At 71.6% G+C, this 18,111-nt stretch carries 20 protein-coding genes; 12 read left to right on the top strand and 8 right to left on the bottom strand.

Annotated elements, in window-relative coordinates; all coding sequences use genetic code 11:
• Window position 1: 1 nt before the first annotated feature.
• Together IEY88_RS12495 and IEY88_RS12490 are read left to right on the top strand one after the other, a co-directional pair.
• A complete protein-coding gene (locus tag IEY88_RS12495; RefSeq protein ID WP_189155394.1) occupies window positions 2-1,948 on the top strand; it encodes an ABC transporter ATP-binding protein in 1,947 nt (648 codons plus the stop codon).
• A 69-nt stretch (window positions 1,949-2,017) separates the two neighbouring features.
• On the top strand, window positions 2,018-2,677 hold the full coding sequence (locus IEY88_RS12490) for a Type 1 glutamine amidotransferase-like domain-containing protein (RefSeq protein WP_189154858.1): 660 nt from the start codon (window positions 2,018-2,020) through the stop codon (window positions 2,675-2,677).
• Here the strand turns inward: IEY88_RS12490 and IEY88_RS12485 are convergent.
• Window positions 2,648-3,481: an aldo/keto reductase gene (locus IEY88_RS12485; RefSeq protein WP_268241229.1), complete on the bottom strand. Its 834-nt coding sequence runs from the start codon at window positions 3,479-3,481 to the stop codon at window positions 2,648-2,650. The genes IEY88_RS12490 and IEY88_RS12485 overlap by 30 nt on opposite strands.
• 98 nt (window positions 3,482-3,579) lie before the next feature.
• On the opposite strand from IEY88_RS12485, the gene IEY88_RS12480 reads away from it, so the two are divergent.
• Window positions 3,580-4,497: a LysR family transcriptional regulator gene (locus IEY88_RS12480; RefSeq protein WP_189154857.1), complete on the top strand. Its 918-nt coding sequence runs from the start codon at window positions 3,580-3,582 to the stop codon at window positions 4,495-4,497.
• An 88-nt stretch (window positions 4,498-4,585) separates the two neighbouring features.
• Window positions 4,586-5,116, top strand: coding sequence for a hypothetical protein (locus IEY88_RS12475; RefSeq protein ID WP_189154856.1), 531 nt, complete (start codon window positions 4,586-4,588; stop codon window positions 5,114-5,116).
• Between the two features lie 2 nt (window positions 5,117-5,118).
• Here IEY88_RS12475 and IEY88_RS12470 read toward each other — a convergent pair whose 3' ends face one another.
• Window positions 5,119-5,385: a UBP-type zinc finger domain-containing protein gene (locus IEY88_RS12470; RefSeq protein WP_189154855.1), complete on the bottom strand. Its 267-nt coding sequence runs from the start codon at window positions 5,383-5,385 to the stop codon at window positions 5,119-5,121.
• A 56-nt stretch (window positions 5,386-5,441) separates the two neighbouring features.
• Here IEY88_RS12470 and IEY88_RS12465 point away from each other — a divergent pair, with 56 nt between their 5' ends.
• From IEY88_RS12465 to IEY88_RS12455, 3 genes are all read left to right on the top strand, one after another.
• Window positions 5,442-7,109: an NAD(P)/FAD-dependent oxidoreductase gene (locus IEY88_RS12465; protein WP_189154854.1), complete on the top strand. Its 1,668-nt coding sequence runs from the start codon at window positions 5,442-5,444 to the stop codon at window positions 7,107-7,109.
• Window positions 7,109-8,521, top strand: coding sequence for an ATP-binding protein (locus IEY88_RS12460; protein ID WP_189154853.1), 1,413 nt, complete (start codon window positions 7,109-7,111; stop codon window positions 8,519-8,521). The genes IEY88_RS12465 and IEY88_RS12460 overlap by 1 nt, the downstream gene beginning before the upstream one ends.
• Before the next feature lie 80 nt (window positions 8,522-8,601).
• Window positions 8,602-8,916, top strand: a complete 315-nt coding sequence (locus IEY88_RS12455; protein WP_189154852.1) for a hypothetical protein — start codon at window positions 8,602-8,604, stop codon at window positions 8,914-8,916.
• Here IEY88_RS12455 and IEY88_RS12450 read toward each other — a convergent pair.
• Window positions 8,903-9,823, bottom strand: a complete 921-nt coding sequence (locus IEY88_RS12450) for a LysR substrate-binding domain-containing protein (RefSeq protein WP_189154851.1) — start codon at window positions 9,821-9,823, stop codon at window positions 8,903-8,905. The genes IEY88_RS12455 and IEY88_RS12450 overlap by 14 nt on opposite strands.
• A gap of 78 nt (window positions 9,824-9,901) precedes the next feature.
• Here IEY88_RS12450 and IEY88_RS12445 point away from each other — a divergent pair, with 78 nt between their 5' ends.
• The 4 genes from IEY88_RS12445 to IEY88_RS12430 are packed head-to-tail and all read left to right on the top strand — an operon-like array spanning window position 9,902 to window position 13,305.
• Window positions 9,902-11,113: an acetyl-CoA C-acetyltransferase gene (locus IEY88_RS12445; protein WP_189154850.1), complete on the top strand. Its 1,212-nt coding sequence runs from the start codon at window positions 9,902-9,904 to the stop codon at window positions 11,111-11,113.
• The gene (gene pcaD / locus IEY88_RS12440) at window positions 11,113-11,877 is read left to right on the top strand and encodes a 3-oxoadipate enol-lactonase (protein ID WP_189154849.1); all 765 of its coding nucleotides are present in this window, start codon (window positions 11,113-11,115) and stop codon (window positions 11,875-11,877) included. Before IEY88_RS12445 ends, pcaD begins: the two co-directional genes overlap by 1 nt.
• The gene (locus tag IEY88_RS12435; protein ID WP_189154848.1) at window positions 11,874-12,650 is read left to right on the top strand and encodes a CoA transferase subunit A; all 777 of its coding nucleotides are present in this window, start codon (window positions 11,874-11,876) and stop codon (window positions 12,648-12,650) included. The genes pcaD and IEY88_RS12435 overlap by 4 nt, the downstream gene beginning before the upstream one ends.
• Window position 12,651: 1 nt before the next feature.
• Window positions 12,652-13,305, top strand: a complete 654-nt coding sequence (locus IEY88_RS12430) for a CoA transferase subunit B (protein WP_189154847.1) — start codon at window positions 12,652-12,654, stop codon at window positions 13,303-13,305.
• Here the strand turns inward: IEY88_RS12430 and IEY88_RS12425 are convergent.
• The 3 genes from IEY88_RS12425 to IEY88_RS12415 all read right to left on the bottom strand — a co-directional run bounded on the left by IEY88_RS12425 (window position 13,274) and on the right by IEY88_RS12415 (window position 15,349).
• Complete coding sequence (locus IEY88_RS12425; protein WP_189154846.1) at window positions 13,274-13,945, bottom strand: DUF4166 domain-containing protein; 672 nt, start codon at window positions 13,943-13,945, stop codon at window positions 13,274-13,276. The genes IEY88_RS12430 and IEY88_RS12425 overlap by 32 nt on opposite strands.
• On the bottom strand, window positions 13,942-14,652 hold the full coding sequence (locus tag IEY88_RS12420; protein ID WP_189154845.1) for a hypothetical protein: 711 nt from the start codon (window positions 14,650-14,652) through the stop codon (window positions 13,942-13,944). The genes IEY88_RS12425 and IEY88_RS12420 overlap by 4 nt, the downstream gene beginning before the upstream one ends.
• A gap of 61 nt (window positions 14,653-14,713) precedes the next feature.
• Window positions 14,714-15,349, bottom strand: a complete 636-nt coding sequence (locus IEY88_RS12415) for a TetR/AcrR family transcriptional regulator (protein ID WP_189154844.1) — start codon at window positions 15,347-15,349, stop codon at window positions 14,714-14,716.
• 77 nt (window positions 15,350-15,426) lie between these two features.
• Between IEY88_RS12415 and IEY88_RS12410 the strand changes: the two genes are divergently transcribed.
• Window positions 15,427-16,089 carry an RraA family protein gene (locus tag IEY88_RS12410; protein WP_189154843.1) on the top strand — a complete coding sequence of 221 codons (663 nt, stop codon included), beginning with the start codon at window positions 15,427-15,429 and terminating at the stop codon, window positions 16,087-16,089.
• A 6-nt stretch (window positions 16,090-16,095) separates the two neighbouring features.
• Here the strand turns inward: IEY88_RS12410 and IEY88_RS12405 are convergent, their stop codons facing one another.
• Both IEY88_RS12405 and IEY88_RS12400 read right to left on the bottom strand, forming a co-directional pair.
• The gene (locus IEY88_RS12405) at window positions 16,096-17,259 is read right to left on the bottom strand and encodes an LLM class flavin-dependent oxidoreductase (protein ID WP_189154842.1); all 1,164 of its coding nucleotides are present in this window, start codon (window positions 17,257-17,259) and stop codon (window positions 16,096-16,098) included.
• Window positions 17,260-17,376: 117 nt separating this feature from the next.
• Window positions 17,377-18,099 (bottom strand): GntR family transcriptional regulator, encoded by a 723-nt coding sequence (locus IEY88_RS12400; RefSeq protein WP_189155392.1) that lies wholly within the window; start codon window positions 18,097-18,099, stop codon window positions 17,377-17,379.
• Between the last annotated feature and the right edge of the window lie 12 nt (window positions 18,100-18,111).

Raw genomic sequence — 18,111 nt, 5'->3', positions numbered from 1 at the left:
CCTGGAGTTCGCGCTGGGCCGGCGTGGACGGCGGCGGCGCCCCACGACGGTGCCGGACAGCGGGCTCACCGGGCCGGTCGACATCCCCGAACCGGCGCCGGACGACGAACCGAAGGACCTGCGCTCCCGGCTGAAGCGCGCGAGGACGTCCGTCGCGGGCACCGTCCGCGGCTTGCCGAAGGTCGCGCGGCTCACGTGGCAGGCCAGCCCGGTGCTGACCGTCCTGCTGACCTTGATCACGCTCCTGTCCGGACTCCTGCCGACCGCGACCGCCTACATCGCGAAGCTGTTGCTGGACTCCGTCGTCGCGGCGATCCAGCACACCGGCACCACGGACGACATCGTGAAGATCGCGTTGTTGCAGTTCGGCGTGCTCGGCGCGACGGCGGTCAGCAGTGCGCTGACGTCCATCGCGCAGTCGCTGCTGCAGGAACGCATGACGCTGACCATCCGCCACCGGGTGATGGCGCACGCCAGCGAACTGCACCTCGCGTACTTCGAGGGCTCGGCGTCCTACGACATGCTGCGCCAGGCAGCGCAGGAAGCGCCGACGCGGCCGTTGTCGATGATGAACTCGGCGCTCGGGCTGCTGCGGACGCTCATCACGTTCGGCAGCATGATCGCGCTGCTCGTCTCGATCAGCCCGCTGCTGGCCCTGGTCGCGCTGCTGGCGCCGATCCCGGCGTTCATCTCGCAGTCGAAGTACGGCTCGCGCGCGTTCTGGCTGACCTTCGTGATGTCGCCGATCAAGCGCCGGATGGACTACCTGTCGTCGTTGGTCACGACGGACACCTACGCCAAGGAGACGAAGCTGTTCGGGCTCGGCCCGTACTTCGTCGACCGGTTCCGCCGGCTCGGCAGCGTCTCCTACGAGCGGCAGCGGAAGCTGACGATCAACCGCAACATCAGCTCGACGTCGTGGGGGCTGCTCAGCACGCTCGCGGGCTCGGCGATCACGCTGTACATCGCGCTGGAGGCGGTCGGCGGGCGGCTCACGCTCGGAGACCTGGCGCTGTACACGGCCGCGGCGGCGTCCGTGCAGACGTCGGTGTCGGGGCTCTTCACCGCGCTGTCGGGGATGTACGAGAACAACCTGTACCTCGACACGCTGTACAAGTTCCTGGACACCGAGCCGGAGATCACCAAGCCGGCCTCTCCCCGGCCGATGCCGTCCACGGTGGAGGGTCACATCAGGTTCGACGCGGTGACCTTCAGCTACCCCGGCGCGCAGGAGCCCGCGCTGGACCACGTCACCTTCGAGATCCGCCCCGGCGAGACGGTGGCGGTGGTGGGACGCAACGGCGCGGGCAAGTCGACGTTGTTCAAGCTGCTGTGCCGCCTCTACGACCCGACCGGTGGCGCCATCCTGCTCGACGGCGTCGACATCCGCGAGTACGACCCCGACGAGCTGCGCAAGCGGATGAGCGCGATGTTCCAGGACTACGTGACGTACCAGGGCACCGCCGCGGAGAACATCGGACTCGGCGACCTGGCGCGACTGGAGGACCGGCCGCACATCGAGAACTCGGCCCGCCGCGCCGGCGCGGACGAGCGGATCGAGCGGCTCCCCCGCGGGTACGACAGCCCGCTCGGCCGCTGGTTCGACCAGGGCGTCAGCCTGTCCGGCGGTGAGTGGCAGAAGATCGCGCTGGCCAGGGCGTTCCAGCGGGAGGCACCGATCCTGGTGCTCGACGAGCCGACGTCGGCGCTCGACGCACAGGCCGAGCACGACCTGTTCTCACGCCTGCGGGAGCTGTCGGAGGGCCGGACGACGCTGTACATCTCGCACCGGTTCTCAACCGTGCGGCAGGCGGAGCGGATCTTGCTGCTGGAGCACGGGAAGGTCGCCGAGTACGGGACGCACGAGGAGCTGATGGCGGCCAAGGCCGGGTACGCCGAGCTGTTCACGTTGCAGGCGAAGGCGTACCTGGACGAAGTGCCCGGCTGAGCCGCGATGAGTTCCGGCCGGGTCCCTGGTCTGAAGGCACGACCACGTTCCGCGATCCAGGAGGCACCCTTGAAGCTCTTGCTCACCTCAGGTGGCGTCACGAACCCGAGCATCCACTCGGCGCTCGTGCGGCTTCTCGGCAAACCGATCTCCGAGTGCCACGCCCTCTGCGTCCCGACCGCTCTGTGGGGCAGTTCGCCTAGCGCCCCGGCGTCGGTGCGAGGACTCGCCACCGGCGAGGGCCGGTGGCGGCAGTTCACCGGCCTGGGCTGGGCCTCCCTCGGGATGCTCGAACTCACCGCCCTGCCGAGCATCGGCGCGCAACGGTGGGTTCCCTGGGTGCAGGAGGCGGACGTGCTCCTGGTGGACGGCGGGGACGCTACTTACCTGAGCCACTGGATGCGGGAGTCCGGGCTGGCCGACCTGCTGCCCTCCCTGCCCGGCAAGGTGTGGGTGGGGGTGAGCGCCGGGAGCATGGTGCTGACGCCCCGGATCGGTTCGTACTTCGTCGAGTGGCCGGCCGCGCCGGACGACCGCACCCTCGGCGTAGTCGACTTCTCGATCTTCCCGCACCTCGACTTCTTCCCCACGAACACCTTGGCCGACGCGGAGAAGTGGGCCGCCGAGATCGGTGGCCCCGCGTACGCGATCGACGAGCAGACGGCCATCCAGGTCGTCGGCGGGTCCATCGAGGTGGTCTCAGAAGGACACTGGACGAAGTTCGGGTGACAGCCGGTCGAGGAGCGCGAAGTCCTCGTCGGACAGCTCGATGTCGATCGCGCCGACGTTCTCCTCCAGGTGCCGCGGGGAGGATGTGCCGGGGATCGGGAGCACGACCTCCGACCGGCGCAGCAACCACGCCAGCGCGACCTGCGCCGAGGTGACGCCGAGCCGGCGGGCCACCTCGCCCACCGGCGAGTCCGGCCGCACGCTCGGCGCGATCGGCAGCCAGGGCAGGAAGGCGATGCCGTGCCGCTCGCAGTGCTCCAGCACGTCCTCCGAGCGCCGGTCGGCGAGGTTGTACCGGTTCTGCACGCTCACGACCGGGGTGATCCGCCCGGCTTCGACGATCTGGGCGACGGAGACCTCGGACAGTCCGACGTGCCGGACCTTCCCCTCGTCCTGCAGCCGGCGCAACGCGCCGATCTGGTCCGCCAGCGGGACCGCGGGGTCGACCCGGTGCAGCTGGAACAGGTCGATGCGCTCGACCCGCAGCCGCCGCAGGCTGAGCTCGGCCTGCTGGCGCAGGTACTCCGGCCGGCCGAGCGGGATCCACTCGTCGCCGGGGTGGCACTGGCCCGCCTTGGTGGCCACCACGACCCCGTCGGGGTACGGGTGGAGGGCCTCGGCCAGCAGCTCCTCGTTGCGGCCGAGGTCGTAGGAGTCGGCGGTGTCGAGGAAGGTGACGCCGAGCTCGACCGCGCGACGGGCCAGCGCGTGCGCCGCGGCGGGGTCGTCGGCGGGCATCCGCATGGCGCCGAAACCCAGGCGGTGGACGGGGAGGTCGCCGCCGAGGACGAGGTGGGAGTGCACGGGTTCTCCTTGCGAAGGTGACGGTTCGTCCAGCCTGCCGACCCCGCGTCGCTAAGACAATCGAAACATTCTTGGCCTGATTGCGTAGCATCGCTGATGTGTTGAACCTGGAACGCCTGCGCACGCTCCACGCGGTGTCGACGACGGGATCGGTTCGCGGCGCCGCCGAGGCACTGCACGTGACCACCTCCGCGGTGTCGCAGCAACTGTCCAGACTGGAACGCGAGGTCGGGCAGCGCCTGCTGGAAAGGCAGGGGCGCGGCATCCGCCTCACCGACGTCGGCGACCTGCTCGCCGAGCACGCGGGCAGGCTGCTGCGGCAGGTCGAGCTCGTCGAGACCGACCTCGCCGACCACCGCGGCGCCGTGACGGGAACGCTCTCGGTGGCCGCGTTCGCCACGGCCGCCCGCGGTCTGCTGCCGCCGGTGCTGCACTCACTGCGGCACCGGTACCCGTCCCTGGCGGCGCGGCTCGTGGAACTGGAGCCCGTCGAGTCGATCACCCAGCTGCGCCACGCCGACGTCGACATCGCCGTGGTGCAGGACTGGCCGGAGGAACCACTCGCGGTGCCCGAAGGGATCTCGTGCGCCCCGCTCCTGGAGGACGTCCTCGATGTGGCGCTGCCGGCCCCGCACCCGTTCGCCGACCGGCCCGCGGTCACCCTGGACGAGCTGCGCGACGAGGACTGGGTGGGCTGGCCCAGCGACGAGATGTGCCACGGCTGGCTGCGGAACACCCTGCGCCGCAACGGGATCGACCGCCCGATCAGGCACACCGCGTCGGAGCACTCCACCCAGCTCGCGCTCGTGGCGGCGGGGCTCGGCGCCGCGATCATCCCCCGGCTCGGTCGCGGCCCCGCACTGGAGGGCGTGCGGTTCGTGCCGCTGCTGCCGGCACCACGGCGGCGAGTGTTCGCGTTGTGGCGCAACGGGAGCACGAACCGTCCCGCATGCCGGGCGGCGTTGCGGGCCCTGCAGGAGACCGCCCAGCAGTGCGACCTCGGCCGCCCGGAGTAGGCCGGCGGTGGCGCCGCGCGGTGTCCGACAGGAGCGCGTTCCCGTGCGAGACTCCTGCACGGTGATCACGTCTACGAGAGGCCCGTCGATGGTTCCCGAAGACCTCGCAGTCTGGCGCCGCCTGCAGGACGCGGGCAAACCGAACCCCTGGTCGGAGAGCCTGCGCCTGCTCGCCCACGACGAACGGCCGGAGGCGCTCGACACCGGCTACCTCACCGCGGCGGACCTCGCGAATCCGGACATCGTCGCCAACGTGCGCGCGATCGAGGAGACGGCCGCGCTGATCACGTGGGTGGCCGAGGACGGGGACGAGGGCCGGGCGTTCGGGTACTGGCGCGGGCCGGACGACCTCCCGCTCACCGCGGCGCCCGTCGTCAGCCTCGACAACGAGGGCCAGTACCAGCTCCTGCGCGGCACCAGCCTCAGCGAGGCGCTGAGCGACGAGTACGGCCAGTGGTCGGACGACGGTTATGCCGAGGTGGTCGCGCGGTGCCGGGCCCAGGGCGTGCCGATCAGCGCCGACGACCCCGACGACCTGCCGGAGCCGGCGGTGTCGCCGACCCCGGACGAGCACCACGTCGCCCGCTACCGCGAGCTGCTGGCGGCCGGTACAGCCTGACGTCAGACGATCGTGTTGTCCTCGAAGCACCAGCGCCAGGTCTCCCCCGGCTCGAACGAGCGGATGACCGGGTGCCCCTCGTCGACGAAGTGCTTCGAGGCGTGCTTGGCGGGCGAGGAGTCGCAGCACGCGACCTTGCCGCAGCCGAGGCACAGGCGCAGGTGCACCCACCGGCCACCGGCGGCCAGGCAGTCCTCGCACCCCTCCACCGTGGACGGTGCGGGCTCCGGCCCCAGTTCGGCGACGTGTTCACAAGTAGTAGTTGCCACAGCACGAAGGTACCTCGCTCGCGGCCATCGGCGAGTTCTGGTGTTTGACTGGGCTCATGACGACTGCCGGTCGCGTCTCGCGGCCTTCGATCCTCACGGTCGACGACGACCCCGCCGTGTCGCGGGCGGTGGCGCGCGACCTGCGCCGGAAGTACGGCGAGCAGTACCGGATCGTGCGGGCGGAGTCCGGGCCCCAGGCGCTGGAGGCCCTGCACGAGATCAAGCTGCGCGGCGAGGAGGTGGCGGCGTTGCTGGCCGACTACCGGATGCCGCAGATGAGCGGCATCGAGTTCCTCGAGCAGGCGATGGACGTGTTCCCGCAGGCGCGCCGGGTGCTGCTCACGGCGTACGCCGACACCGATGCCGCGATCCAGGCGATCAACGTCGTGGACCTCGACCACTACCTGCTCAAGCCGTGGGACCCGCCGGAGCAGAACCTCTACCCGGTGCTCGACGAGCAGCTGCGCGCGTGGGCCGTGAGCGACCGGCAGCCACCGCAGCGGGTGCGGGTGGTCGGACACCGGTGGTCGCCCCGCTCGTACGAGGTGCGGGACTTCCTGGCACGCAACAACGTCCCGTTCCGCTGGCACGCGCTCGATGAGCCGGAGGCGCGCTGCCTGCTCACCGCCGCGCACCAGGACGGGACGACGCTGCCCGTCGTGGTCACGGCACAGGGCAAGGCCATGGTCGACCCCTCGGACGCGGAACTGGCCGCTGAAGTCGGCCTGAGCACGCAGCCGTCGTCCGAGTTCTACGACCTGATCGTCGTGGGCGGCGGACCGGCGGGGCTCGGCGCCGCGGTGTACGGCGGGTCTGAGGGACTGCGGACCGTCCTGGTGGAACGGATCGCGACCGGTGGCCAGGCCGGCACCAGCAGTCGCATCGAGAACTACCTCGGCTTCCCCGACGGCGTGTCCGGCGGGCAGCTGACCGAACGAGCGCGCAGGCAGGCGGTCAAGTTCGGCGTCGAGCTGCTCACCACGCGCGACGTCGTCTCCCTCGAACGCCGGGGTGCCGCGCGCGTCGTGCGGTTCGGTGACGGCACCGAGCTCTCCGCCCACACCGTCATCCTCGCCACCGGTGTGTCGTACCGGTTGCTCGACGCGCCAGGACTCGGCGAGCTGACCGGGCGGGGCGTGTACTACGGCGCCTCGACCACCGAGGGACCGAACTGCGCCGGTCAGGACGTCTACCTGGTCGGGGGCGCGAACTCGGCGGGCCAGGCGGCCGTCTACTTCGCCGGGCACGCGCGCAGGGTGGTGGTCCTGGTGCGGGGCGACTCGCTGGAGCAGTCGATGTCGCGGTACCTGATCGACCAGCTCGCGGCGATCCCGAACGTGGAGGTGCGCACGCACACCGAGATCCGCGGCGGCTCCGGCGAGGACCACCTGGAGACGCTGACGTTGCTGCACAACAAGACCGGCGAGACGACGACCGTGCCGGCGAGCTGGTTGTTCGCGTTCATCGGCGCCGCCCCGCGCACGGACTGGCTGGACGGCACGCTGGAACGGGACGACCGCGGGTTCCTGCTCGCCGGGCCCGACCTCGGCGGCTCACCTCCCGGCTGGGACCTCGAACGGGCGCCGTACCACCTGGAGACGAACCTGCCGGGCGTGTTCGTCGCGGGCGACGTCCGGGCGGACTCGGTGAAGCGGGTCGCGTCCGCGGTCGGTGAGGGCGCCATGGCCGTCACCCTGGTCCACCGCTACTTGGAGAGGTCCTGATGGAGAGGCTCACCCCGGACGCGCTGCGCGAGCTGTTCCTGTTCGAGAAGCTCGACGCGAACCAGCTCCACTGGCTGGCCGGGCACGGTCACGTCGAGACCCGCGAGGCGGGCACGCCCGTGCTCACCGAGGGCGAGCCCGCGACGTGCTTCTTCGTGCTGCTCGGGGGCACGGTCGCCCTGTGCCGCAACATCGGTGGCCAGCGCGTCGAGGTGAGCCGCAGCGACCTGCGCGGCTCGTACTTCGGCGCCACCCAGGCGTACCTGGAGCTCGACCAGCCGACCTACCAGATGACCGTCGAGTCGATCACCGCCACGTCGATGCTGCAGTTCGACGCCGACGAGTTCGGGCCGATGGTCCGCGCGTGGTTCCCGATGGCGATGCACCTGCTGGAGGGCCTGTTCTGGGGCATGCGGAACACCCAGGCGACGGTGGGCCAGCACGAACGGCTGACCGCGCTCGGCGCCCTGTCCGCGGGCCTCACCCACGAGCTGAACAACCCGGCCGCGGCGGCGGTGCGGGCGACCGCGGCGCTGCGGGAACGGGTCGCGGGGATGCGGCACAAGCTCGCCCTGCTCGCCCAGGGGGCGATCGACCCGGAGGTCCTGCCCTCGCTGGTGAAGCTGCAGGAGAAGGCGGTCGAACGGGTCGCCAAGGCACCGAAGCTCAGCCCGCTGCAGGCGAGCGACGCCGAGGACGAGGTCGCCGACTGGCTCGACGAGCACGGCATCGGCGGCGGCTGGGACGTCGCGCCCGTCCTGGTCGCGGCCGGCCTCGACGTCGAGTGGCTGGAGACGGCACTCGTGCCGTGCCCGGCGGCCGTCACGGGATCCGCCGTGCACTGGCTCAGGTACACGGTCGAGACCGAGATGCTGATGAACGAGATCGAGGACGCGACCACCAGGGTGTCCACTTTGGTCGGTGCGGCCAAGCAGTACTCCCAGATGGACCGCGCGCCGCACCAGGTGGTCGACGTGCACGAGCTGCTCGACTCCACGCTGGTCATGTTCGGCGGGAAGCTCGCGGACGTGACCGTGGTCAGGGACTACGACCGGGCGCTGCCCGCCATCCCCGCGTACGCCGGCGAGCTCAACCAGGTGTGGACGAACATGATCGACAACGCCCTGAGCGCGATGGCCGGTGCGGGCACGCTGACCGTGCGGACCTTCGCGCAGGACAGGCACCTCGTCGTGGAGATCGGCGACACCGGGCCCGGCATCCCGGCCGAGGTGCGGGGCCGGATCTTCGAACCGTTCTTCACGACCAAGCCGGTCGGCGAGGGCACCGGGCTCGGGCTGGAGATCTCGTGGCGGATCGTGGTCAACAAGCACCACGGCGCCATCCGGGTGGAGTCGGTGCCGGGCGACACGCGGTTCCAGGTCGTGCTGCCGGTGGAGGCCGCCGGACCGTGACTGTCGGTCGTTCGACCCACTGTGCGCGGGCTCGGGCGCCGATATCTTGCGGCCGAAGCCCTCGACACCGTAGGAGCACCATGACGACCACCCGGCGCGTTCTCACCGGTCTGGCCACCGCAGGTCTGTTCATCTCGGTTCTCGGCGCGGGTTCCGCCACCGCCGCGACCAAGGGCAAGATCTACATCTCCAACAACTGCGGCAAGGCCGCCAAGACCGAGATCTACCGCGGCGGCTACATGATCGCGGGCACCTCGGCCGCCCCGGCCGGCAGCTACTTCGGCTACCCGGTCAACCCCGGCAGCTACCAGGTCCGCGTCCCCGCCGGGAACAAGAACGTGACGATCCTCGATCTCGGCAGCAAGGCGCACGCGGTCGTCGTCAGGGCCTGCTGACGTCCACAGAGGACACCTGTCTACGCCTTTCCCGCCACCGCTCCAGCAGCCCGAGCGCTCTGGCGAGCACCGGCGAGTCGTCGTCGGCGCGCACGGCGGCCATGAGGTCGATGCTCCGGTCCCCCGCCAACGGCCGGTAGGTCGTGCCCGGCACGCCGAGTTCCGCCACGGGTCGCGGGACCACGGCCACCCCGAGTCCGGACGCGACGAACGTGACGAGCGTCGAGGTCTCCTCGACCTCGTGGCGGATGCGAGGTTCGAACCCGGCCGAGCGGCACAGGTCCGTGACGATGCCGTGCATGACCGAGCGGCCGCGTGCGGCGTGCACGATCAAGTCTTCGTCACGCAGGTCCTCGATCTTCAACCGGCGGCGGCGGGCGAGCCGGTGGTCCTCGGGCAGCGCCACGATGAACTTGTCGTGGCGCACCGTCCGCACCCGCACCGCCGGGTGCTCGACCGGTGGACGCAGCAGCGCGAGGTCGATGCGGCGGGCGAGCAGCGACTCGAGCTGGTCGGGTGCCAGCATCTCGCCCCGGAACACGAAGTCGACGGCCGGCAGCTCGTCGCGCAGGGCCCGGGCGAACGCGGGCAGCAGGCTGTAGGTGGCCGAGCCGACGCAGCCCACGACCAGGCGGCCCTGCAGTCCCTGCGCCACGCGCCTCGCCTCCTCCCCTGCGTCGTCCACGGCGGCCAGCACGGCTCGCGCGCGGTCCAGGTAGACCGTTCCCGCGCCGGTGAGCTCCACCTTGCGGGTCGTGCGCCGCAGCAACGTCACGCCGAGCTCGGCCTCCAGCTGCTGGATCTGCTGGGAGAGCGGCGGTTGCGCCATGTGCAGACGTTCGGCGGCACGCCCGAAGTGCCGTTCCTCGGCGACCGCGACGAAGTAGCGCAGATGACGGAGTTCCACCTATTGATACTCGCAGAGTCTCAGTGGTCGTGAAATGAGTATTTCCATATATGACCGATCCGTCCTAGCGTCGAGGGCATGACCGACGTCGTGATCTGCGAACCCCTCCGGACCCCGGTCGGACGGTTCAGCGGGGCGCTCGCCTCGCTGAGCGCCGCCGACCTCGCCACCGCCGTGCTCACGGAACTGGTGCGCCGCACGGGGCTGCGGGAGGGCGATGTCGACGACGTCGTGCTCGGGCAGAGCTACCCCAACGGCGAGTCGCCGGCGATCGGCCGGGTCGCGGCGCTCGACGCGGGCCTCGGCACCGGGGTTCCGGGCCTCCAGATCGACCGGCGCTGCGGGTCGGGGCTGCAGGCCGTGCTGTACGCGGCGGGGCAGGTGGCGACCGGCGCGGCGAGTGTCGTGATCGCGGGTGGCGCGGAGTCGATGTCGCAGGTCGAGCACTACGCGCTGGGGCTGCGCACGGGTGTGCGCAGCGGCGGCGTGCAGCTCGCCGACCGCCTCGACCGGGCCAGGGAGACCGCGGGCGGCCGGTTCCACCCGGTGCCCGGCGGCATGCTGGAGACGGCCGAGAACCTGCGCCGTGAGTACGGCATCTCGCGCGCCGACCAGGACGAGTTGGCCGTCCGGTCGCAGCGGCGCTGGGGCGCCGCCGACCAGGCCGGCAAGTTCGCCGACGAGCTCGTGCCGGTCACCGTTCCCGGCGGCCGCAAGCCCGACGTCGTGGTCGACCGCGACGAACACCCCCGTCCGGACACGACGCTCGAAGACCTGGCCGGGCTGAAGCCGGTGCGGCTGAAGCTCGACGCCGAGTCCACGGTCACCGCGGGCAACGCCAGCGGCCAGAACGACGGCGCGGCGCTGTGCGTCGTCACGACGCGCGCCGAGGCGGAGAAGCGCGGGCTGCGGCCGGTGCTCGCGCTCAGGTCGTGGGCCGTGGCGGGAGTCGGGCCGGAGGTGATGGGCATCGGCCCCGTCCCCGCCTCGGCCGCCGCGCTCGGCCGGGCCGGGCTCACCCTCGACGACATGGACGTCATCGAGCTCAACGAGGCGTTCGCCGCCCAGGTGCTCGCCTGCCTGAGTGAGTGGAAGATCGACCCGGCGGACGAACGGCTCAACCCCAACGGTTCCGGCATCTCGCTCGGGCACCCGGTGGGCGCGACCGGAGCGCGGATCCTGACCACCCTCGCGCACGAGATGCGCCGCCGCGGCAGCCGCTACGGCCTGGAGACCATGTGCATCGGCGGCGGCCAGGGCCTCGCGGCGGTCTTCGAGGCGGTGCGCTGATGAGCGTCGCCGAGGTCCACCACGTCGTCACGGGCAGGCCGGACGGGCCGGTCGTGGTGCTGTCCAACTCGCTGGGCTCGACGCTGGAGATGTGGGACGCCAACGCCTCCGCGCTCGAAGAGCACTTCCGCGTCGTCCGGTACGACACCCGCGGCCACGGGCGCTCCCCCGTCCTGCCCGGCGCGCACACGATCGACGCGCTGGCCGGCGATCTCGTCGTGCTGCTCAACCGCCTGGGCGTGGAGACGGCGCACCTGGTCGGCCTGTCGCTCGGCGGCATGACGGCGTTGCGCGTCGCCGCCCGCAGCCCCGAACGCGTCGACCGGCTCGCCGTGCTGTGCACCAGCGCCCACCTCGGACCGGCCTCCAGCTGGACTGACCGCGCGGCCCTCGTCCGCGCGCAGGGCACCGGCGCGGTCGCCGAGGCCGTGGTCCAGCGCTGGTTCACCCCGGCCTACCAGGACCGCGCGAGCTGGGAGGCGATGGTGGCCGCCACCCCGCCCGAGGGGTACGCGGGCTGCTGCGAGGCGATCGCGTCCATGGACCAGCGCGCCGACCTGCACCGGATCACCGCGCCGACCCTCGCGATCGCGGGCGCCGACGACCCGGCCACGCCACCGCCGCACCTGGAGCACATCGCCACGTCCGTCCGCGACGGCCGGCTCCTCGTCGTGCCCGGCGCCGCCCACCTCGCCAACGCCGAACAGCCTGACGTCGTGAACGCGGCGCTCGTCGACCACCTCACGAAGGAGAGCCACTCATGAGCCTGGACAAGGTGGTCGGCGGACCGGCCGAGGCCGTGGCGGGCATCCGTCCGGGATCGAGCGTCGCGGTCGGCGGGTTCGGGCTCGCGGGCATCCCGTGGTTCCTGATCGAGGCGTTGCTGGAGCAGGGCGCGGACGACCTCACGATCGTGTCCAACAATTGCGGCGTGGACGGCGCCGGTCTCGGCCTGCTGCTCGAACAGCGCCGCATCAGCCGCGTCGTCGCGTCCTACGTCGGCGAGAACAAGGAGTTCGCCCGGCAGTACCTGGCGGGCGAGCTGACCGTGGAGCTCACTCCACAAGGGACACTCGCGGAACGGCTGCGCGCCGGGGGTTCCGGCGTGGGCGCCTTCTACACCCCGACCGGCGTCGGCACGCTCGTGTCCGAGGGCGGCCTCCCGTGGCGGTACAACGCGGACGGCACCGTCGCTCTGTCCTCACCGCCCAAGGAGGTGCGCACCTTCCACGGCAAGGAGATGGTGCTGGAGGAGTCGATCGTCACCGACGTCGCGCTCATCCGGGCCGCGATCGCCGACCGCGCGGGCAACTGCGTCTTCCACGCCGCCGCCCGCAACTTCAACCCGGCCGCCGCGATGGCCGGCCGGTTCACCGTCGTCGAGGCCGAACGCGTCGTCGAGGTCGGCGAGATCGAGCCCGACCACGTGCACCTGCCCGGCGTCTTCGTGCAGAGCGTCGTCGGGCTCACCCCCGAGCAGGCCGCCCGCAAGGACATCGAGAAGCGCACCACCCGCGCCCGCCAGGAGGCGAACTGACATGGCCTGGAACCGCGACCAGATGGCCGCCCGCGCCGCGCTCGAACTGCGCGACGGCGAGTACGTCAACCTCGGCATCGGCCTGCCCACGCTCATCCCCGACCACCTGCCCGCCGACTCCACCGTCACGTTGCACGCGGAGAACGGCATCCTCGGCGTCGGCCCGTTCCCCTACGACGACGAGGTCGACCCCGACCTGATCAACGCGGGCAAGCAGACCGTCAGCGTGCTGCCGGGAGCGTCGTTCTTCGACTCCCCCACCAGCTTCGCGATGATCCGCGGCGGGCACATCGACACCGCGGTCCTCGGCGGCATGCAGGTCTCCGCGCGCGGCGACCTCGCGAACTGGATGGTGCCCGGCGCGATGGTCAAGGGCATGGGCGGCGCGATGGATCTCGTCAGCGGCGCCCGGCGCGTCATCGTCCTGATGGAGCACAACGCCCGCAACGGCGACGCCAAGCTCGTCGACGCCTGCACCCTGCCGCTCACGGGCCGCGGCGTCGTCTCGCGCGTGATCACCGACCTGGCCGTGCTCGACGTCGAGGACGGCGTCTTCCGCCTGGTCGAGCTCGCACCCGGCAGCACCGTCGAGGACGTCGTGGCCAGGACCGGCGCACCCGTCGTCACACCCTCGCCTGCTCCCGCACCGGCCTGACCGCGTCCGGCACGGCCTCGCTCTCGGGGTAGGAGCACGCGAAGGTGCCGTGATATCCGAAGAGCGGCCCGAACCGGTGGTTGGTCACCTCGACGTTGATGCGGAACCGGCCCAGTTCGTCGTCGTAGGACTCGCGGACCTCCGCGGTGCCGGTGACGAGCATCGGGATGCGGAAGTGGACCGGGCCCTCGTGGAAGCGCTGCTCCCCGCTGCGGATCAGCAGCCCGCCGCGCTCGTCCACGGACAGGTGCAGGTCGACGGCGACGTGCTGGTGCGTGCCCAGGTAGTCGACGACGCAGCCGCGCTCGGGGCTGTAGATCATCGTGGCGTCCCAGCGCTGCGGCCGGTCGAAGGTGAAGGTGCGGACGAAGGTCACCGTCTCCCGCCCGAGCGAGTCGCGGTAGGGGTAGTTCTCGATGGTGAACGGGATGTCGCCGCCGTGGCCCGGCAGCAGGATGTGGCGCTTCGCCCCGAGCCAGAGGAACGGCCGGGTGAAACCGCGGCCGTGCCAGACCCGGTCCATCGTGCCCGTGCCGACGCAGGCGACACCGCCCTCGTCGGAGACGCCGAACCGCCGTTGCAGCTGCGGGTGCAGGCGGTCGAAGTCACGGCCGAGCGCGCGCTGGAAGATCGACGTCATGGGTGCTCCAAAGTGGACAGGGTGGAGGGCGCCGTCGACGAACGCCGGTCCGGCGGGTTCCGGCGGCACCGGCGGGCGGCCGGGGTGGACGGCAGCGGCGGGGCGAGCAGAGCGGCGAGGGTGAGTGCCGCGGCGAGCACGACCGGCGCGGACCACCAGGCGACGGCGCAGACGGCGACCCGCGTGCCCGCGTCCAGCACCGCCGACCGGAACGACACCTCGGGCGCCACGCCGCGTTCGAGCCACAGCCGGAGCCGGTCGAACGACCAGGCCGTCCCCCACCCCATCAGCAGCCGGAACGGGCGGTCGGCCAGCGCGCCCAGCCGGCCCCAGCCGGGCTGGTAGTCGTAGCCGGTGAGGAACCGGACGCCTTCACTGGTCGGCACGTACCGCCAGTAGCCCGCGCCGCTGCGGATCAGGGACAACGGGTGCGCCGAGCTGAACCGCAGCGCCGAGGTCCGCGAGCCGTCGTGCTTCGTGCGCTCGCCGACGCTGACGCCGGTCCCGTCGACCTCCAGCCCGGGCAGGACGCGAACCGCGTACCGGAAGTGCTGCGGCGCGTCCGGATCCGCCTTCGGCAGGTAGTCGATCCGGGTGAACCGGAGGTCCCACCGCTGGTGCGGGTGCGGTTCCTGCGTGTGCCGCCACAGGTCGTCGAGATCGGCCTGGATCAGCGTCTCCACGTAGAGCGCTCGCCGTCGCGCCATGAGGCCACCTCCTGTTTGAGCAACTGCTCAAACAGGAGGGTAGCTGCATTTGAGCAGTTGCTCAAATACGGTTCTTGGCGGTCTTCCGGAGCTTGGCGCGCAGTGCGCGGACCGCGACCGGCCCGAGGTCGTCCACCACCTCGATGAGCACGGCCAGCCGGTCGAGCGCGTCCAGCGCCGCCTGGGCCCCCTCGGGGTCGACGCCCTCGTACAGCTCCAGGCCGATGAAACCCGCGCTCACCGCACGCGCGAGACCCGCCGTGTCGATCAGCTCGGCCACCGGAGAGCCGGCCAGCAACCTCGTCAGGGCGTCCTCGATCGGGGTGATCCACAGCTGCAGCGAGGCCGCGGTGGCCTCGGCGAGCTTGGGATCGGTCTGGGCGCCCGCCAGCAGCTGGGCGAGCACCATCACGTTGCCCTCGGCGCGTTCCGCGGTGTGCAGGGTGCGGCCGAGGGCGAGGAGCTGCCGCAGGTCGGTGATCTTGCCGAGCTGGTCGGCGAACGGCTGCACCCTGGCCCGGGTGGCGGCGAGGCACGCGGCCTGCAGCAGGTCGTGGACGGTGCCGAAGTGGTAGAAGACCAGCGCCTGGTTGACCCCGGCGGTGGCCGCGATGCTCCGTGCCGTGGTGCCGGTCAGACCGTGCGCGCGGATCGTCTCGATCGCGCCGTCGATCAGGCGTTGTCGGGTGTCAGCCACGGCATCACCGTAGACGGGCCGATCCGGCCGGGGTGGGATGGAGGGAGTTCCACCGCCGAGACAAGGGATCGCGCCTCATGCCAGTGAACGACGAACTGCTGGAACGGTTTCTCGCCGTCGACACGACCGCCCTCTGCGACGCGGACCGGACCACGCGGGTCGTGCACAGCGCGATCCGCGCCCGGTCCGCGGCGACCCGGATCTGTGGTCCGGCGTTCACGGTCCGCTGCCGCGAGGACTTCCTGGCCGTGCTGCGCGGGGTCGAGACGGCCGAGCCCGGCGCGGTGATCGTCGTGGACGGCGGCGCACGCGAGACCGCACTCGGTGGCGAGATGTTCGCGCGGGCGGCGCTGGTCCGGAAGCTGGGCGGCATCGTCGTGGACGGCGGCTACCGCGACATGTCCTACGTCTCGACGTGCGCGCTGCCGGTCTACAGCCGGTTCGTCACGCCGCGCGCCGGCACCTCTGTGCAGCTCGGTGAGCTCCAGGTCCCGGTGACCTGCGGCGGTGTCACGGTCAACCCCGGCGACCTGGTCCTCGCCGACGACGAGGGCCTCGTCGTCGTGGCCCCGGCGCGGATCGAGTCGCTCCTCGACGCCGCACTGGCCGTCAAGGAGGCCGAACACCGGGTGATCGGCCTCCTCGACAGCGGCGGCACGTTGAGCGACGCCTTCAACGTCGCCGACCACGTCGCCGCTCTGGAACGCGGCGAGCAGTCGGTGCTGCGGGCCAAGGGCTGACGCGGGTCAGGACCGGTCGAACTCCGGGATCAGCTCCCCGATCAGCCTGATGCTCGTCATCACCTCGTCGTGCCCGATCGGCCCGATCTGCTGCAGGCACATCAGCCGGTCGATCCCGAGGTCCGCGTACTCGCGCAGCTTCTTGCGGCACGTGTCCGGGCTGCCGACGATCAGCGACTGCTGCGCCGACAGCACCTCGAACAGCTCGTCCTCCGGCACGTCCTCGCCCTGGATGATCCGGCCGATCACGAGCTGCGCGTCGGTGGGGGCGGCGTCCACCTCGGCGCGCAGGAACTCAGCCGTGAGGCTGCGGTCGCCGCCCGCGAGGAGGTCCTGGTGGCGTTGCATGGTCGCGGCGAACTCGGCGGCGGCGTTGAAGAAGCGCAACGCCGTCACCGTGTACCAGGCCGCGGCGGCCGCCGCCCCGTTGCGCATGGCCTGCTCGTCGGTCTCGGCGCAGTGCACGAAGGTGAAGTAGGCGACCTGGTCGTTGACGAACGAGCCGACCGGCTCGGTGCACTCGGAGGCGGCCGCGCGGTAGAGGTCGATCATCCGGGCGACCCGGTCGATGGACTCCCAGATCGTGGTGCCTAGCACGCCGACACCGCGACGACCGGCCTCCTCGAACGACGTCGGGGACGCGGCGGCCTGCCACAGCGGCGGGTGCGGCGTCTGCAGGGGCTTGGGGACGATGGAGACGTCGGAGATGTCGTAGTGCGCGCCGCTGTGGGAGAAGTGGTCGGTGGTCCACATCTTCGGCACCATCTCGAACGCCTCGGCCGTCTGGGCACGCGCGTCGGCGGGCTCGACGCCGAAGAGGTTCCACTCGGGGATGGTCGAGCGCGTGAGGCCGAGCTCGACGCGCCCGCCGCTGAGGTGGTCGAGGGTGGCGGCGCGTTCGGCGACGCGGATCGGGTGGTTGAAGCGGCCGGGTGCGAGCACGGCGGCGTGGCCGAGCCGCATGCGGGAGGTCTGCTGGGACAGGGCGGCGAGCATCAGCTCGGGGGCGGAGGACAGGCTGAACTCGCCCGCGCCGTGGTGCTCGACCTGCCACCAGCAGCCGTAGCCGAGCTCGTCGGCGAGACGGGCCTGGTCGAGGGCCTGGCGGAAGCGGAACTGCTCGGGGGCAGGGCCGGGGTTCTGGATCTCGTTGAACAGGTCGATCTTCATCGGCACACCCTCACCTCGTGCGGACACCAAGGCTGATGTCTCCGTGAGCGATCGGGTCGTTACGCCGGGCAACACCGATCTCCTGAACGGAGCAGCGCCTCCACGCGAAGGGCGTGCTCATTTCCCGGTCGGCACCCTGACGGGCTCGCCGCGCAGGTCGTCCAGGCCGCCGCGGACGTCGTCCATCGCGATCTGCTCCGCGGCGGCCGAGTCGCCCGCGCGCAGGGCGCGGACCAGGGCGCGGTGGCTCGCGTAGCGGTCGAGGCCGAACTGGTGGTTCGCGGCCGCCCGCTCCAGCATGCGGGCCCGGCGCTCGGCCTGGGAGAACACCCTGGTCTGTTCGAGCAGCCGGACCAGGATGGCGTTGCCCGCGCAGGACGCCACCGCGTCGTTGAAGCGCCGCATGGTGTCCAGCAGGGCGTTCAGGTGCTTGTCGGCCGGACGGCCGTCGGCGGCGCGCTGCTTGATGACGATCAGCAGGTCGTCCGCCTCGTCCAGGATCCCGTCGAGCTCGTCGAGTTGCGCGGGGCCGGCGTGCCGGGCGGCGAAGCGGGCGATGAGGCCCCGCAACGCGATCTCGACCTCGGCCAGGTCCTCGACGGCGGAGGCGCCGATGTCCGCGACGACGACCGTGCGCGGGCCGGTCCTCCTGATCAGCCCGTCCTGCTCCAGCCGGCGGATGGCCTCGCGGACCGGGGTGGGGCTCATCGACAGCCTCTCGGCGAGGCCGCGTTCGGTGACCTTCTCGCCGGGGGCCAGCTCACCCGCCGCGATGGCGTCGTGGACCGAGCGGTAGGCCCGGCCGGCCAGCGTGCCGGACTGAGGATCTTTCTCCGCCATCACGAGCGCCGA

The sequence above is a fragment of the Lentzea pudingi genome (assembly GCF_014646255.1).
GTDB lineage: Bacteria > Actinomycetota > Actinomycetes > Mycobacteriales > Pseudonocardiaceae > Lentzea > Lentzea pudingi.
The sequence above is the reverse complement of the archived record's forward strand: the minus strand, read 5'-3'. Positions and strand labels throughout refer to the sequence as shown.

Bases quoted from the DNA above. Each gene is read 5' to 3' on its own strand.
- IEY88_RS12475 (WP_189154856.1), top strand. From the start codon at position 4,586: ATGGTTCCCGAAGACCTCGCAGTCTGGCGCCGCCTGCAGGACGCGGGC.
- IEY88_RS12465 (WP_189154854.1), top strand. From the start codon at position 5,442: ATGACGACTGCCGGTCGCGTCTCGCGGCCTTCGATCCTCACGGTCGAC.
- IEY88_RS12460 (WP_189154853.1), top strand. From the start codon at position 7,109: ATGGAGAGGCTCACCCCGGACGCGCTGCGCGAGCTGTTCCTGTTCGAG.
- IEY88_RS12455 (WP_189154852.1), top strand. From the start codon at position 8,602: ATGACGACCACCCGGCGCGTTCTCACCGGTCTGGCCACCGCAGGTCTG.
- IEY88_RS12445 (WP_189154850.1), top strand. From the start codon at position 9,902: ATGACCGACGTCGTGATCTGCGAACCCCTCCGGACCCCGGTCGGACGG.
- pcaD (WP_189154849.1), top strand. From the start codon at position 11,113: ATGAGCGTCGCCGAGGTCCACCACGTCGTCACGGGCAGGCCGGACGGG.
- IEY88_RS12435 (WP_189154848.1), top strand. From the start codon at position 11,874: ATGAGCCTGGACAAGGTGGTCGGCGGACCGGCCGAGGCCGTGGCGGGC.
- IEY88_RS12430 (WP_189154847.1), top strand. From the start codon at position 12,652: ATGGCCTGGAACCGCGACCAGATGGCCGCCCGCGCCGCGCTCGAACTG.
- IEY88_RS12425 (WP_189154846.1), bottom strand. From the start codon at position 13,945: ATGACGTCGATCTTCCAGCGCGCGCTCGGCCGTGACTTCGACCGCCTG.
- IEY88_RS12420 (WP_189154845.1), bottom strand. From the start codon at position 14,652: ATGGCGCGACGGCGAGCGCTCTACGTGGAGACGCTGATCCAGGCCGAT.
- IEY88_RS12410 (WP_189154843.1), top strand. From the start codon at position 15,427: ATGCCAGTGAACGACGAACTGCTGGAACGGTTTCTCGCCGTCGACACG.
- IEY88_RS12405 (WP_189154842.1), bottom strand. From the start codon at position 17,259: ATGAAGATCGACCTGTTCAACGAGATCCAGAACCCCGGCCCTGCCCCC.
- IEY88_RS12400 (WP_189155392.1), bottom strand. From the start codon at position 18,099: ATGGCGGAGAAAGATCCTCAGTCCGGCACGCTGGCCGGCCGGGCCTAC.